An 18,168-nucleotide genomic window follows, 5' to 3' on the forward strand; every position below is an offset into this window, starting at 1 on the left:
GGCCGGCTCCGCGACCACGGCCGAGCCGGTCCGGCGCCGCGACTCCCGGCGTCCGGCAGCGCTGCCCGCGCGGATCGGCTCGTCCTGGGCCTCACTGATCCAGTCGTGCGTTGATGACCCGGGCGATCTGGGCGATCGCCCCCGGTTCGGTCATCGCCAGGTGAGTGGCATCGATATCGGTGTTGGTGATGGTTCCGCTGATCAGATGCGCCCACCCCCGGTGACCGGTCGCCTCGGGCCGCCGGTCACGCGTGGCGGTGAAATAGAGCATGTCGCTGTCCACGACCGGCGGCTGCCACCGGCTCGCCGCTCGGATCGACAGGTTGTAGGCGTCGGTGAGGCGTTCGATCATGGCCGCGTCGATGCCCAGACCGTCGCCCAGATGCTCGCGGATCAGATCCGCGGCCTCCTCGGCCGTCGCATCGGAGCGTACGAAATCGATGCCCAGCACCGGGCCGAGATTGCTGACCAGCTCACCGGCCATGACGGTCGAGACCGACTCCTCGTCGATGCCGTCCGCTTCGGCGTCCAGCACGGCCAGAAGTGCGACTTGCTCGCCGGCAGAACGCATTTCGGCGGCGACGGCGTGGGCGATCAGACCACCCAGCGACCAGCCCAGGAGATGGTAGGGACCGTGCGGCTGGACCGCTCGGATCTCCTCGGCGTAGCGGCGGGCGATGTCCTCGATCGTTCTGGGGCCGGGGACCTCGCCACCGATCTGCGGCGCCTGGATACCGTAGATCGGCCGGCCGGCGGAGAGGTGTTCATCGAGTGTGTGATAGCACCACGACAGGCCCGAGGCGGGGTGGATGCAGAACAGCGGAGGCCGGGAACCGCTCGTCCGAATCGGCAGCAGCACATCGAATCCGGACGCGGCCGCGGCCGCTCCCCCGGAACGCATCGCGGATTCCAGGCGCCGGGCCAGATCGGCCGGCCTGGGATCCGACAGCATCCAGCTGATCGGGAACTCGTAGTCCAGTTCCTTCTTCAACTCGGTGACGACCTGCACCGACCGCAGCGAATTGCCGCCGAGTGCGTAGAAATCGTCGTCGGCGCCCACCCGGTCCGTACCGAGCACCTGTTCGAAGGTGCGCGCGACCACCCCTTCCAGCCACGTGGACGGCTCCCGGAACTCGCCCACCTCGAAGACCGGGTCCGGTAGCCGCGAACGGTCCAGTTTCCCGGATGCGGTGAGCGGCAATGTATCCAGCGTCGTGAGCGTACTGGGCACCATGTACCCGGGCAGCTCGCTCGCCGCGTGCGCCAGGACCGCGGCGGTATCCACCGCACTGCCCGCGGCAGGCAGGACATACCCGACGAGGCGGTCTCCGGAGCCGTTGGAATGCACCGCCGCGACCGCCCGCGTGATGCCGGGGTACTCCGCGAGCACCGCCTCGATCTCGCCGAGTTCGATCCGCAGGCCGCGCAGCTTGACCTGGAAATCGGAGCGGCCCAGGTACTCCAGCTCGCCGTCGCGGCGCCACCGCACCACGTCGCCGGTGCGGTACAGCCGCCCGCCCGTGCCGTACGGGTCGGGCACGAAGCGCTCCGCGGTCAGACCCGGACGCGACTGATAGCCGCGGGCGATCTGGGTTCCCGCCAGATACAGCTCCCCGGCGACACCCGGCGGCACCGGGTGCAACCGCGAGTCGAGGACGTATGCCCGCGCGTTCCACACCGGGGTTCCCATCGGCATGCTCCCGACGTCGGCCTCGGTCACTCGATGCGCGGTCACGTGGACGGTGGATTCGGTCGGTCCGTACAGGTTGTCCAACTCGACCTCGGGCATGATCCGCCGGACCGCGGCCACCATCTCCGCGCCGAACGCCTCACCGCCCACGAGTATCGCGCGCAGCGACCCGAGAGGCTGAGCCGGTGCCGCGTCCGCGAACGCCGCCAGCATCGAAGGCACGAACGAGGTGATCGTAACCCCTTGGGCGGCAATCGTTTCGGCGAGATAATCGGGATCGCCGTGCCCGTCGGCCCGCGCGATCACCATCCGCGCGCCGACCATCAGCGTCGCGAACAACTCCCAGACCGAGACATCGAACGTCGCCGGCGTCTTCTGCAGCACTACATCCGACGGGTTCAGGTCGTAGGCCGCACACAGCCACCGCACCTGGTTCACCGCCGAACCATGGGATACCGCGACGCCCTTCGGCCGTCCGGTAGATCCCGAGGTGAACAGCACGTAGGCGAGGTTGTGCGGTCGCAGCGGTGCGATCCGATCGGCGTCGGTGACCGGCGCGTCATCGAATCCGGACAGGTCGATCCCGTCGAGACCGGACAGCTCGAGCACGGGTGCGGCGGTCGAGAGCATGTACGCGATGCGATCGTCCGGCAGGTCCGGATCCACCGGGACGTATCCGCCACCGGCGGCGTGCACCGCGTACACCGCGGTGACCTGGTCCAGCGAGCGCCGCATCCGCAACGCCACCAACGATTCCGGACGCACGCCGCGAGAGATCAGCCAGCGCGCCAGGCGATGCACGCGGGCGGCGAATTCGGCGTATGTCAGCGACTGCTCACCGGAGATCACCGCGGTCCGATCCGGGTACGTCCGGGCCGCCTCGGTGAAGGCCGAAGCCAGCGTCTCCTCCGGCGCGAGTACCATTTTCGTCGAATTCCACTGTGCCAGTACGGCTTCGCGTTCCTCGGGGGCAAGCAGCTCCACCTCGTACACCGGCTGCGCCGGATCCGCGGCCACGGCGTCGAGCATCCGCAGCAGCCGGTCCACCAGCGCCGTCACCGTGGTGGCGTCGAACAGGTCGGTCGCGTAGGTCACCGCACCGTTGATACCGGCCGGAGCGCCGTCCGGATCGTACGAGTCCGACACGGTGAACTGCAGATCGAACAGCGAGACATCGGTATCGGCCTCGAGCGTCGACACCGACAGCCCCGGCAGTTCGAACTCCGCGGTGGCCAGGTTCTGGAACGCCAGCATCACCTGGAACAGCGGATGATGGGCGTGCGAACGGACCGGGTTGAGCACCTGCACCAACCGCTCGAACGGCACGTCGGACCGGCCGAACGCGGCCAGATCGGTCTCCCGCACGTGTTCGAGCAACCGGGTGAACGTCATCTCCGGGTTCAGCCGCGTTCGCAGCACCAGGGTGTTGACGAACATTCCGACCAGATCGTCCAGTTCGGGTTCGCCGCGGCCCGCGTACGGGGTGCCGATCGCGACGTCGTCGGTATCGGCCAACCGGCCCAGCGTGGCCGCGAGCGCGGCGTGGAAGATCATGAACAGCGTCGTGTTGTGCGCTCGCGCCACCGCCTGCAACCTCGCGTGCAGATCGGCGGGCAGGTCGATCGGCACACTCGCGCCCGCGTAGGACTGCACGGGCGGGCGCGGCCGGTCGGTCGGCAGTTCCAGCAGCGCGGGCAGGTCCGCCAATTCGGTTGTCCACTGCTTGATCTGGGCGCTCAGCAGCGAACCGGGATCGTCCTCGGAACCGAGCACCTGCCGCTGCCAGATCGCGTAGTCGGCGTACTGGACCGGCAGCGGCGACCAGCCCGGGGCGTGCCCGCGCGTCCGTTCCGCGTACGCGGTCATCGTGTCCCGCGCCAGCGGAACCAGCGAGGATCCGTCACAGCAGATGTGGTGCAGCACGACCACGAGAACCGACTCGTCCTGCCCCACTTCGAACAGCCGAGCCCGCACCGGGGTTTCGATCGTCACATCGAACACCGCACCGGCGAACGCCGAGACCGATTCGGCCAGTTCGGATTCGGCGATCGAGACCACGGTGATCGGCGAGATGGCCGCCGCGACGGGCAGGACGACCTGCGACGGTTCGCCCTCCGAGTACGGGTACACGGTCCGCAGCACCTCGTGCCGGTTCAGCACGTCCTCGATGGCCGCGCGCAGTGCGTCCAGGTCGAGCCGCCCGGACAGCCGCAGCGCGATCGGGATGCTGTAGGCCGCGGACTCCGGTTCGAGCCGGTTCAGGAACCACATCCGCTGCTGTGCGTAGGACAGCGGGATCCGCCGCGGACGCTGCTGTTCGGTCAGCGCCACCCGGCCGGTGTCGGCGTGCGATTCGGCACGCGCGGCCAGTCGTGCGACGGTCGGCGCCTCGAAGACCATCGCCACCGGAATGGTCGCGTCCAGCGCCGCGCCGAGGCGCGCGGCGACACGGGTGGCGATGAGGCTGTTGCCGCCCAGGTCGAAGAAGTCGTCGTCGGCGCCCACCGGACCGGTGATACCGAGGACCTCGGCGAAAACGCCCGCCACGACTTCCTCGCTCACCGAGGACGGCGCCCGGAACCGCTTGGCCTGCACCACTGGTTCGGGCAGGGCCGCCCGGTCGATCTTTCCGTTCGGGGACAACGGCATCCGGTCGAGGATCATCACCGCGGCGGGCACCAGATAGGACGGCAGCGCCTCGGACAGCTCGGCGCGCAGTTGTTCGGCCGAGACGCTCACCCCGTGACCAGGCACCACGTAGGACACCAGCATCGCCGAGCCGGGGCCCGCGTCACGCGAGATGGTGACCGCGTACGCCAGGTCCGCGCGCGACCGCAGCACCGCGTCGATCTCACCGAGCTCGACCCGGTAGCCGCGAAGCTTCACCTGGAAATCGTTGCGGCCCAAGAACTCCAGCGACCCCTCGGAGTTCCGGCGCACCATATCGCCGGTGCGGTACATGCGACTTCCCGGTTCCCCGAACGGGTGCGCCACGAACCGCGCCGCACTCGTCGCGGTCTTGTTCAGGTATCCGCGCGCCAGCGCCGGGCCCGCGAGATACAGTTCCCCGGCCACCCCGACCGGCACCGGCCGCAGCCGGGCGTCCAGCACCAGGACCCGCAGACCGGGTAGCGGACCGCCGAGCGTCGGGCGCTCCCCCGGTTCGAGTGCACTCGTCGCCGTGGCGACCATCGTGGCCTCGGTCGGGCCGTAGAGCACGTGGAACTGCCGCGCACGCGCGAGATCGCTTCGCGCCCAGCGGTTCACCAGCTCCGCCGGTACCTCGTCACCACCGGACATCACCACGGCCAGATCGTCCAGCCCGGCCGGATCCACCGACGCGAGCGCGGCGGGAGTCAGGAACGCGTGCGTGATGCGCTGTGTTCCGAGGAATCGCGTCAGCTCGTCACCGCCGTAGATCCCGGTCGGCGCCACGACCAGCGCCCCGCCCCTGCCGACGGCCAGCAGTATCTCGAGCAGCGAGGCATCGAACGACGGCGAGGCGAAGTGCAGCACCCGCGACGCGCTGCCCGGTTCGAGGTCGCCGCGCAGCCCCGAGACGAAATCGGCCGTACCCGAGTGGGTGACGCCCACGCCCTTGGGTACGCCGGTCGATCCGGAGGTGAACACCACGTAGGCCAGGTTGGCCGCGTGCGGCGGCCGAACACGCTCGTCGTCGCCGATCGGGCCGCTCGCCGACGCGTCGATCCGGGCGGCGACCTCCGGGTCGTCGAGCACGATCCAGTCCACCGAACCCGACATCGCGCCGCGCGCTGAGGATACCGTAACGCCCAGTGCCGCACGGGAATCCGTCACGATCTGCGCGATGCGCCCGGCGGGATAAGCGGGGTCGACCGGCACATAAGGAGCACCCGTCCGGACCACGGCCCACCAGGACACGACCGATTCGATCGACCGCGGTATCGCGACCAGCACCGGGTTCTCCGGTCCGGCGCCCCGGGCGATCAGGGACCTCGCCAGGCGGTTCGCTCGCTCGTCGAGCTGTGTGTAGGTCAACGCGGTGGTTCCCGAGATCAGGGCGACACCGTCGCCGTTGTCCCGCACGGCCGCGGCGAACAGGTCCGTCAGTAGTTCCGGCGGCCGTTGCGCGGCCGGGAGGCGTGCTCCCACCTGTGAGGTGAGCAGCGAGCGCTCGTCGGGGTCGAGCCAGTCGATATCGCCGACCACGACGGCCGGATCGGCGGCGACGGCCTCCAGCACCCGCACGAGGCGTGCGACGAAGCCCGCCGCGGTCGCCTCGTCGAACTGGTCCCGGGCATAGCTCAGGATGCCCGAAAGCCCATGTGCCGCACCGGCGTCACCGGCATCCTCGGAGAGGATGAATTGCAGGTCGAACTGGCTGGCACCGGTGTCCACCTCGGCCCGCGAGATTCGCACGCCGGGCAGCGCCACGTCGACCGTGGATACGTTCTGGAAGGCCAGGACCACCTGGAACAGCGGGTGGCGGGCCGCGGATCGCTCCGGATTCAGCTCCTCCACGACCCGCTCGAACGGGACGTCGGCGTGCTCGAACGCGCGCAGGTCGGTCTCCCGGGCGCGCATCAGCAGATCGGTGAACCGCTCGCCGCCATCGACGCGGGTCCGCAGGGCGAGCGTGTTGACGAACATGCCCACCAGATCATCCAGGCCGGGTTCGGTGCGTCCCGCGATCGGCGTGCCGATCACGATGTCATCGGTGTCGCCCAGGCGGCCGAGGACCGCGGCCAGCGCCGCGTGCACGACCATGAACAGCGAAGTTCCTTGCGCGCGAGCCAGTTCGAGCAGCCGCTCGTGCACCCTCGGGTCGATCCGCACCGGTACCCGGCCACCCGACAGGGAGGCCGCGGCCGGGCGGGGCCGATCGGCGGGCAGATCGAGCCGGTCGGGTGCGCCCGCGAGGGTCGAACGCCAGAATTCCAGCTGCTCGGACATCAGCGAGCCCGCATCGTCCGCGGTGCCCAGCATCCGGCGCTGCCACCACGCGAAGTCCGCGTACTGGACCGGCAGCGGCTGCCATCGCGGCGCATGCCCGGCGATGCGGGCGGCGTAGGCGGTCATCACATCGCGCGCGAGCGGGCCCATCGACTGCCCGTCCCCGGCGATATGGTGCACCACCAGCACCAGCAGGAATTCCGCTGTGTCGCCGTCGTTCTCGGCGTCGAGCTGGAACAGCCCCACGCGCATCGGAACCCGCGCGGTCACATCGAACCCGCGCCGCACGAACTCGCCCACCGTGCCGGCGACCGCGTCGGCCCGCACTCGCAGCCTCTCCACCGGCACGCCGGGCTCGTCGAGCACGACCTGCCGCGGTTCACCCGAGAATTCCGGATAGATCGTGCGCAGTACCTCGTGCCGGGCCATCACATCGGCCAGGGCGGCGGCCAGCGCCGCGACGTCCAGCTGTCCCGACAGCCGCAGCATCACCGGAATGTTGTAGGCGGCCGAGTCCGGCTCGAAGCGGTTCAGGAACCACATCCGCTGCTGCGCCAGCGACAGCGGCACCGGGTCCGGATGTTCCCCGGCCACCAGGGGCAGCCGGCCCGCGCCGCGCAGTGTCGTTGCGAGAGCGGCCAATCCGCTCACGGTCGGGGCCTCGAACACCGATCGCACCGGCACGCGGGCGTCCAGCGCCGCGCCGATGCGCGCCACCACGGTCGCCGCGCTGAGCGAATCACCGCCCAGTGCGAAGAAGTCGTCGTCGGCCCCCACCCGCTCGACGTCGAGCACCTGCTCGAACGCATCGGCGACCAATTCCTCGGCCGCTGAGGACGGCGCCCGGAATTCCGTTGCGACGCTGACGGGTTCGGGCAGCCGCTCCCGATCGAGCTTGCCGTTGGCGGTCAGCGGCACCTCGTGCAGCACCAGCACCGCGGACGGCACCAGGTATCGGGGCAGCGTATCGGCCAGTGCCGCACGCAATTCCGTACCCGAAACCCTGGCCCCGGCCGCGGGCACGACATAGGACACCAGCGTCACCGGTCGCCCGCCGTCGCTGCGCGGCACCGTCACCGCATATGCCACATCCGCACGCGCGCCGAGGACCGCGTCGATCTCGCCGGGCTCGACCCGAGTGCCGCGCACCTTCACCTGGAAGTCGTTGCGGCCCAAGAACTCCAGTTCGCCGTCGGCGGTGCGCCGCACCATATCGCCGGTGCGGTACATGCGCTCGCCCGGCTTCGCGAACGGGCAGGCGACGAACCGCGCGGCGCTGAGCCCGCTCCTGCCGACGTACCCGTCGGCCAGTCCCGCGCCGGACAGGTACAGCTCGCCCACCACACCGTGCGGCACCGGCCGCAACCAGGTGTCGAGCACCATCGCCGCGGCCCGGCCGACCGGCCTGCCGATCGTGATCGGCGCGCCGGGAACCAGCGCGTCACCGGCGGTCGCCCAGATGGTGCTCTCGCTCGGTCCGTACAGGTTGACCATGGTGCGATGCGGCGCCCAGCGCTCGACCAGTTCGGGGCCGACCGCCTCACCGGCCGTCGCCAGCACACACAGTGCGCCCAGGCCGTCGGACGGGACCGTGGCCAGGGCAGAGGGCGTGACGACGGCATGCGAAATATATTCGCGCGACAGCAGTTCGGCCAGCTCCGGGCCGGCGTACACATCCGCGGGAGCGACGACCAGCCGGCCGCCCGAACCGTGCGCCATCAGCAGTTCGAAGATCGAGGCGTCGAAGCTGGGCGAGGCGACCTGCAGAACGACGGACCTCGGCCCGACGTACAGTATCCGCCGCTGTGCCGCGATCAGATCGGCCAGTCCGCGGTGGGTGACCAGGACGCCCTTGGGGATTCCGGTCGAACCCGAGGTGTAGCTCACCCAGGCCAGCTGATCCGGCCGAATCGGTTCGCCGCGTTCGGCATCGGTGATCGGCTCGGCTCCAGGCGCGACCTCGTCGCCGAGCGGCCGCTCCTGATCCAGGATCAGCCAGTCGACAGCGCGGGGCAGCGAGGTCCGCCCGGCCTCGCCGGTGATCCCGAGCGTGGCAGCGGAATCCGCGAGCAGGAATTCGATCCGCTCGGCGGGCAGGGTCGGGTCGATCGGCAGGAATGCCGCGCCGGTCTTGGCCACCGCCCACAGGCTCAGCACGGCCGCGGGCGATCGCGGCAGCAGCACGGCGACGATCCGACCGCGACGAGCCCCGTGCCGCAACAGGTTTCGGGCCAGCCGGGTGGAACGTTCGTCGAGCTGCCGGTACGTCCAGACCTCGGTGCCGTAGCGCATCGCGACCGCGTCGGGGTCGTCGGTCACGGAGGCGGCGAGTATCCGGTCCAGCGTGATCGGAATCGTGGGGCCGGCCACCAGCATCGGGGAGGACGGCACCGACTCCTCGTCGAGGGTCAGCTCACCGAGCCGGGCGGCGACGTTCGCGGTGATCCGGCTCAGCAGCGCGACCGTGCGGTCGAGAATGCGGCGCGCCGAGTCGGTGTCGAACTCCCGATCGTGGAAGCGCAGCACGATCCGCAGTCCGCGCGGCGCACCCTGCTCGTCCTGGGCCGGTTCCACGACCAGGCTCAGCGGGTACGGCGTGGCGTCCACGCCGCCGAGTTCGTCCACCCGCAGCCCGGCCGCGTCGACCAGTTGCTGCAGCGCGGTCCGGTCGACCGGGAACGACTGGAAGGTTATCGCCGTGTCGAAGAGTTCGGGCAGCCCGACGCTGCGGTGGATCTCGGGCAGGCCGATGTGGTGGTGATCCAGCATGCGGGCCTGACCAGCCTGGATGCCGGTCAGCAACTCGCGCACCGTCATCGCCGGCGCGAGCTGGACCCGCACCGGAATCGTATTGAGGAACATGCCGAGGGTCTGTTCGACCTGCGGCAACTCCGCGGGCCTGCCCGAGACCGAGGCGCCGAAGATCACATCGGTCTCACCGGTCAGAACGCGCAGATTCAGCGCCCAGGCCGCCGAGACGACGGTGTTGACCGTGACCTCCGCGTCCGCGGCGGCCGATCGGAGTTCCTCGAACAGATCCGCCGCCAGCTCGGCCTCGACCTCGCCGGCCGAGATCGAGCCCGCCGCCCCGGATCCGCGCGACACCCGGGTGGGCGAGTCGACATCGGAGAAGGCCTGTGCCCAAGCGGCTTTGGCGACAGAGCTGTCCTGTCTGCGCAACCAGGCCAGATAGTCGCGATAGGACGGCGCGGGCCCGGCGGTGCCGATGTGCGCGGGAGATCCGTAGTAGTCCAGCAACTCTCGCATCAGCAGCGGCATCGACCAACCGTCGAGGATGACATGGTGATTCGTGACGAGCAGCCGGAAGGACCCGGGAGCCAGGCGAATCAGCGTGAACCGCACCAGCGGTGCGACCGACAGGTCGAACCCCGCCGCCTCGTCCGCCGCGGCGATGTCCTCCGCCGAGCCCACCTCGTCGTCATCGGTCAGATCGATGTCCCGGAACGGGACCTCGGCGTGGTTCAGCACGACCTGGCACGTCCCGGCGGAGGTCTCCACGAAGGCGGCCCGCAGGATGTCGTGCCGGTCGACCACGGCCTGCGCGGCGCGGCGCAGGCGTTCGGCGTCGACCTCGCCCGAGAATCCGATCGAGGTCTGGACCGTGTAGTTGTCCTCGGCGTCCGGATCGTAGGTCGAGTGGAAGTGCACACCGGACTGCATGGGCGACAACGACCAGATCTCGGACAGGTCGTGATAGTCCCGCTCGAGCCGATCGATATCCTCTCGGCCGAGTTCGACGAGCGGGGCACGGTCCGTTTCGCCGGTGGCCCGCGCGCCGTTCGCCACCGCGGCGAGGGCCGCGACGGTCTTGGCCTCGAACACATCTCGCGGGGTGAGGTGCAGCCCGGCGGATCTGGCCAGCGCCACCATCCGCATCGACACGATGCTGTCCCCGCCGAGCGCGAAGAAGTTGCTGTCCGCGGAGACGGCGTCCAGGCGCAGTACGTCGGCGAAGAGTTTCGCGATGACCAGCTCCGCCGGCGTGGACGGCGCCCGGCCGCCCGCGACGGCTGGGCCGAAGGCACGCTGCCGCAACGCGTTCCGGTCGATCTTTCCGGTCGGCGTGCGCGGCATCCGGTCCAGTTGCACGATCGCGGCGGGGTTCATGTACCGGGGCAGGGTGCTCGCGAGATCGTGGGTCAGCGCCGGGATATCCACCCCGGCCGCCGACGCGGAGACGACGTAGCACACCAGAACCGGTTCGCCCGCAGGCCCTTCCGCGACGACGGTCGCGACGCTCGCCACATCCGGATACCGGGCCACGTGGGCATCGATCTCGCCGGGTTCGATCCGCAGTCCGTGGATCTTGACCTGCTGATCGCAGCGGCCCAGGTATTCCAGGGCCAGTCCGGTGCGATCGCGGACCCAGCGCACGGAATCACCGGTGCGGTAGATCCGCTCGCCGGTGGCCGACCTCGGATCCGCGACGAACCGCGCGGCGGTCACACCGGGGCGATCGACGTAGCCGCGCGCCAGCCCGGGCCCACCGAGGTAGAGCTCCCCGGCGACCCCGATCGGCACCGGCCGGAGCCACATGTCCAGGACCAGCGCGGACATACCGCGGATCGGACCGCCGATCGTCACCGGCTCGCCGGGCAGCAGAGCATCCGAACCCGTTGCCCAGATGGTGCTTTCGGTCGGCCCGTAGTGATTCATCAGCCGCCGCCCGGACGCCCACCGGGTCACGGTGTCCGGCCCGGTCGCCTCGCCGACGACCGCCAGTGTCGTCAACGACGGGATCCGGGACGGGTCCATGGTGTTCAGCACGGACGGCGTCAGGATCGCGTGGGAAACCTGTTGCGCGCGAATCAATTCCTCGAGGTCGACGCCGCCGTACACCTCCGGCGGGGCCACCACCAGACATGCGCCGCTGCTGTGTGCCAGCAGCACCTCCGACACACAGGCGTCGAATCCCGGCGACGCGACCTGCAGCACCGCCGCGTCGGGGCCCGCCGCGAACGCCTCGGCCTGCGCCGCGACGAGATCGGCCAGACCTCGATTGGCCAGCTGCACGGCCTTGGGCTTACCGGTCGATCCGGACGTGTAGATCACGTACGCCGCGTTGTCGGCGCGCACCTCCCCGGTCGCCGGCGGTGTGCCGGATGCGTGCACCGGCTCGGCCTCGGCGTCCAGCGCCAGCCAATCGACGGTATTCGGAAGGCCCTGTGCCACAGCGCTTGTCGTTAGTCCGGCACAGGTTCGGGTATCGGACAGCAACTCCGCGGTGCGCGCGGTGGGATTGCCGGGATCCAGCGGCAGGAACGCGGCGCCGGTGCGGGCCACCGCCCAGATCGCGACGGCCAGTTCGGCCGAACGGGGAACAGCCAGTGCGACAATCGATTCGGCGCGAGCGCCGCGCTCGGTCAGCCACCGCGCCACCGCGTCCGCGCGCCGGGCGAGTTCCCGATAGCTCCAAGTGGTCGCGCCGGATCGTACGGCCACCGCGTCCGGGTACCGTCGCGCGGTGTCCCACAGGATCTCACGCAGCACCGCGTCGGCGACCGGCTCGGCGCCACGAGCCGAAACCAGCTCCGCGAGTTCGGACTCCGCGCCGGAGGAGAGCGTGGCGACCTTCCGATCCGGGTCGGCGACGATCTGGGTGAGCAGCAGCTCGAAACGGTCCAGCAGTGCCCGCGCTTGGTCCTGGTCGAACCGGTCGAGGGCGAATTTCAGTGCGACCGTGTAGGTTCCGGACGCGCCATCGTCCGCGCCGCCGGGCCGCGGCGGGGTCACCTGCAGGCTCAGCGGATACGGCGTGGCGTCGTGTGCGTCGATACCGACCAGGCGCAGGCCCGCGGCACCGAGGTTGCGCGTCAACAGATCCTGGTCGACGGGGTAGGACTCGAGCACCGTCGCGGTGTCGAACATGTCCGCGATCCCGGTGATCCGTTGCAGCTCCGCCAGGCCGATGTGCGAATGTTCCACCATCGCAGCCTGTTCGGATTGCGCGCGCGCGAGCAGTTCGGCGATCGTTTCGCCCGGATCGAGCCGCACGCGCACGGGTAGCGTGTTGACCAGCAGACCGACCATGCGGTCGATCTCCGGGATCTCCGGCGGACGCTGGGAGACGGTGTTGCCGAACACCACATCGGACCGTCCGGTCGCGAGCGCGACCAGCAAGGCCCACGCCACCTGCAACGACGTATTCGCGGTGACGCCGTGCGAGCGGCCCAGATCACCGATCGCGGCGCTGGTCGCGGCGTCCAGATCGAGGGCGACCTCGCCGTTGCGCACGGTTCCGGCCGGGTCCGCGCCGGTGGTGATTCGCGTCGGACTGTCGACTCCGGCGAGCATCCGCTGCCACGCGGCCACGGTGGCCTCGTGGTCGCGCGCCCCCAGCCACCGCAGGTACTCCCGGTACGAGCGGGGCGGCGCGAGCGCGGCGGTGTCGCAATCGGATACGTACAGCGCGAGCAGCTCGTGGATCAGCAGCGGCATCGACCAGCCGTCCAGCACGAGGTGGTGGTTCGTGACGATCAGCCGGTACGAATCCGCGCCGGTGCGCACCAGGTGGAAACGGATCAGCGGCGGCCGGGCGGGGTCGAACGCCGCCGCCTGCGCGGCCGCGAGGCGATCGAGCGCATCGGAACGCGCATCGGCGTCGGCGACCTCGGCGACGCTGCTCGCACCCCAGGCGACCGCGACATCGCCCGAGACGATCTGCCGCGGCCCCGCGGCGCTCTCCACGAATGCTGTGCGCAGGCTGTCGTGCCGGTCGACGAGCACCTGCGCCGCGCGGTGCATCCGCTCGCCGTCCACCGTCCCGGTGAACGTCAGCGCCGCCTGCACGATGTAGCCGTCGTCATCGTCGTCGGCGTAGACCGTGTGGAACAGCAGCCCCGCCTGCAACGCCGTCAGCGGCCACACATCGGTCATCGCCGGGTATTCGCGCAGCCAGCCGTCGATATCGCTCTGGGACACCTCGACCAGCGCGAAGTCCGACGGTGTGAAGACCTGCGCGGTAGCCGTGCGCGCGTGTTCGGCGAGTCCGCTCAGCGCCTGCGCCCACAGCCCGGCGAGTTCGGCGACCTGCTCCTCACGCAGAATCCGCGAGGCGAAATCCCAGGTCGCGTCGAGCTGGAGTCCGTCGGGCCCCGGCTCGGCGATCGCGTTGACATCCAGTGCCGCGGACAGCGCCATCGCCGGATCGCTGGTGCCGGTGAGGGCGGTGAATTCCGTTGTGGGCGTCCATGGTCCGGAGAGTTCCGCGGTACCGACCCGTCCCAGATAGTTGAAGCTGATCTGCGGTTCGGGCAGGCCCGCGAGTTCGGCGGCCCCCTCGGGATCGAGGTAGCGCAGCATATCGAAGCCGATGCCGTGGTCGGGCACCGCGCGCAGTTGCTCCTTGACCTGCCGCAGTGCCAGCCCCGCGGCCGCACCGCCCGCCAGCGCGTCGTCGAGGTCGATCTCGGCGAGACCGATCCGCAGCGGGTAGCGGCTGGTGAACCAGCCCACCGTCGCGCCGAGATCCGCGCCGGGGACGGCGTTCTCCTCGCGGCCGTGACCCTCGAGCGAGATCAGCTCGTCCGCGACCGCCGTACCGTGCCGCCGTCGCCACGCACCCAGGGCCAGCAGCAGCGCGGTCAGCAGCGGCTCGTTGGCGCCGCAGTGAAAACGTTCCGGAATGGTGGTGAGCACGGCGTCGGCGACCTCGGCCGGAACGCGCTGATGCACCCGGTCCGAGGTGGCGCCGAGGTCCAGGCCCGGGTCGAGCGGGCGCGACCCGAGCAACCGATCCCCCTGTCCCAGAATGTCTTTCCACATCTCGAGCTCAGCGGACCGGCGGTTCGCCGCCTGCTCGACCAGGCCGTGCGCCCAGCGGCGGAACGAGGTGGTCGCCGGGGCGAGCTGCGATTCGCCGCCGTCGGCGGCCTGCGACCAGGCCTGCGCCAGGTCGGCGAGCAGAATGCGCCACGAGACCGCGTCGACCGCGAGGTGATGGATCACCAGCCACAACAGATCGGGCCGGGAACCGTCGACGTCCTGCAGCCATACCGCTTGCACCAGAACGCCTTCGGCCGGATCCAGGCGATCGGCTGCCTGTTGCAGCTGCCGGTCGACCTCGTCGGCGTCGCGGTGCTCGAGCCGCACCTCCGCGAGCGCGGCGTCGGCGTCGACCGCCCCTTGCCCGAGTACCTCGACGAAACCGTCGGGCGACTGCGCGCCCCGCAGCACGGCGCGCAGCATGTCGTGCCGGTCGAGCAGGATCCGCAGCGCGCGCACCAGGCCCGGTCGGTCGACGTCCTCGGGCAGCTGCACCAGCGCGGCCTGCGCGAATCGGTCGTAATGCCCACGGGCGATCATGGCGCGCACGATCGGGGACAGCGGCATCGACCCGACGCCGGCACCGGACAACTCGGCCAGCACGGGAGTATCGCCCACCTCGGCCGCGGTGGCAGCCAGACCCGCAACGGTCTTGTGCGCGAACACATCCTGGGTGGAGAAGCTCAGGCCCATCGTCTTAGCGCGCGCCACCAGCCGGATGGACAGAATGCTATCACCGCCCAGAGCGAAGAAACTGTCGTCCGCACCGACTCTCGGCACACCGAGCACCTCGGCGAACAGCTCCGCCAGCGCCTTCTCCCGGGGAGTGGCCGGTGCGCGCCCCTGCGGCGCGGCCCCGAATTCCGGTGCGGGCAGGGCCTTGCGGTCGAACTTGCCGAACGCGTTCACCGGAAGGGCGTCCAACGGGCACAGCACTGCCGGAACCATATGCGGCGGAAGGGATTCGCGGGCGAAGCGCTGCAGCTCGACGATATCGATCCGGCGGCCCTCGACCGGGACGACGTACGAGGCCAGCACGGTCGTGCCGACGTTGTTCGGCACCGGCACCGTGACGGACTGGTCGACGTCCGCGTGCGTGGTGAGGGTGTCGTCGATCTCGCTGGGCTCGATCCGATAGCCGCGTATCTTGACCTGAAAGTCGCTGCGCCCCAACAGTTCCAGCGCGATTTCCGAATCCTCGCCGCTCCACCGCGCGATATCGCCGGTGCGGTACATCCGCTCGCCGGCGTCGCCGTACGGATCGGCGACGAACCGCGCGGCGGTCTCCCCGAACAGATGGCTGTATCCCCGGGCCAGGCCCGGCCCGGCCAGGTACAACTCGCCGGCGGTGCCCTTGGGCACCGGTTGCAGGGTCCGGTCCAGCACCATCGCCGAGACGCCGCGGATGGGGCCGCCGACGGTGTGCGACCGGTCGGCGCGCAATGCGGCGCCGACGGCGGTCACCGTGGTCTCGGTCGGCCCGTACTCGTTGTACATGGACAGCGATCGCGTCCACCGCTCGATGACATGCGGTGCGCACACGTCACCGCCGACCACGACGACCTTCAGATCGGCCGTTCGATTCGGGTCCACGGTCGCCAGCATCGCGGGCGTCAACGTCAAGTGGGTCACGTGCTCATCGGCCAGCAGCCGCGTCAGCGGCTCGCCGCCGGTCACCTCGGGCGGCACCACCACCAGCGTCGATCCGTTCGCGAAACAGGTCAGGAACTGCTCCAGCGAGGCGTCGAAACTGGGTGAGAGCGCATAGGACACCCTCGATGTGCTGTCGACGCCGTACGTCGCGGCGCGATCGGCGATGAGGTTGGCCAGACCGGAGTGCGTGACCTGCACGCCCTTCGGCAGTCCGGTCGAGCCGGAGGTGTAGGTCAGGTACGCGATGTTGGACGGCCGCAGCGGCCGGATCCGCTCGTCGTCGGCGATCGGGCCGTCGGCGGCCTGGTCGCAGGCGAGCACGGTCGCAGGGTCGTCGAGGGTTACCAGGCGCGTCGTCGACGGGAGCCGGTCGGCGAGGGCGCCGACCGTGACCGCCACGTTCGCGCCGCTGTCGGCGATCATGTGCGCGATCCGCTTCGCCGGATAGTCCGGTGCCAACTGCACGAAGGCCGCGCCGCATTTGGTCACCGCCCAGGTCGCCATGACGGATTCGGACGAGCGGCGCAGCAGGATCGCCACGACGGTGTCCGGCCCGCAGCCCAGAGCGATCAGATGCCGGGCGAGCCGGGAGGATTTCTCGTCCAGCTCGCCGTACGTCATCGATCGGCCGGACGAGGCGATCGCGGGAGCGCGGCGAGCGCGGCGAGCGCTCTCGGTCAGAATGTCCGGCAGCAGCCGCGGCCGGACCCCGCCGGGACCGCGCACGGGCAGCAGTTCGGACCGCTCCGCACCTTCCAGCAGCGGCAGCCGATCGACCGGGTATTCCTCGCCCCCGTCGAGGAACTCCCGCAGAAACATGAGAAACCGCTCGTGGTGCCCGGCCAGTTCCGACGTGCTGTATGCACTCGGATTGCCCTGGAAATCGATATGGGTACTGTCCCGGCCCGCACCCGGATAGATATTGACGAAAAGGTCGGCGGTCGGGCCGGAGGTGAGCACGTTGAGGCGTCCGGTGGTATTGCCCAGAACGACCTCGTTCTCGACCATCATGATATTCACGGCCGGACCGAATGACGCCGCCTCGTCACGGGCGATGCCCATATCGTGGAATATGTCCTCCTGCCGGTAACGCTGCCGCCGCAGCGCACTGGTCAATTCGCTCTGCGTGCCGGTGATCACCTCGCCGACGGTGCGGCCCGCGACCCGCACGCGCAGGGGCACGACATTCGCCACCATCCCGCCGGAACGGCGCAGTACCGCGGAATGCCGGCCGGAAACGGGCAGGCTCAGCAACACCTCGTCGCTCCCGGTCATCCGGGCCAGATAGGACGCGAAGGCCGCGACGATGACCGGGGTGACGCTCGTGCCGCGCTCGCGCACGACCTCGTCCAGCGCACGCGCGGTGCGCTCCGGCAGCGGCGTGCTGACCAGGATCGGATGAATGGTGGGCTTGCCCACCCGATCGGCCAGGCTCACCACGGGGGGCGCGTCGGCCAGATGTTCGGTCCAGTACGCGCGGTCGTTCTCCATGCGCGACGAATCACGGTATGCGAGATCCTGTTCGACCACCTCGCCGATATCACGGGCGGCGGGCGGGGGAGCCTGCTCGCCGGCGATCCACGCGTTGTACAGCTCGGTGATGCGGTGCATCATCGTCACCGCCGCGAATCCGTCGAGCGCGATGTGGTGGGCCCGCTGATACCAGAGGTAATGTTCCCCGCCGACCCGGTAGATCACACTCGCCATCAAGTCGTCGCGCAGCAAATCCAATGGGGCCGAATACTCTTCGACCATCAGCCGGCGTGCCGTGGCGACCGGGTCGGGCTGCTCGCGCAGGTCCACGATCGATACCGGCGCGCCCTCGCCGTCGTCCACGAACTGGCGTGGTTCCCCGTCGACCTCGATCAGATGCAGATGACCGGACCCGAATTCGCGGCTGGCGGCCTGACACGCCTCGACCAGCAGATCGGTATCCAGCTCACCGACGATCTCGACATACTGCGCCACGGATATCGGCGACGACTCGGCAAGGTGCTGGGCGAACCAGATTCCTCGCTGGGCCGCGGTCAAAGGGCGCACATCGAAGGACGGCCGTCCCCCGGCCATGCCATTGTTCGATTGGGGCATATCGATCTCCACAGCTCTTC

The 18,168-nt window shown here is 70.0% G+C and carries 1 protein-coding gene; it reads right to left on the bottom strand.

The window, feature by feature from the left end; translation table 11 throughout:
• Positions 1–91: 91 nt before the first annotated feature.
• Positions 92–18,148 (bottom strand): amino acid adenylation domain-containing protein, encoded by an 18,057-nt coding sequence (locus AC5WS7_RS20385; RefSeq protein WP_495956133.1) that lies wholly within the window; start codon positions 18,146–18,148, stop codon positions 92–94.
• Between the last annotated feature and the right edge of the window lie 20 nt (positions 18,149–18,168).

The organism is Nocardia sp. PLKS1-43 (genome assembly GCF_059510335.1).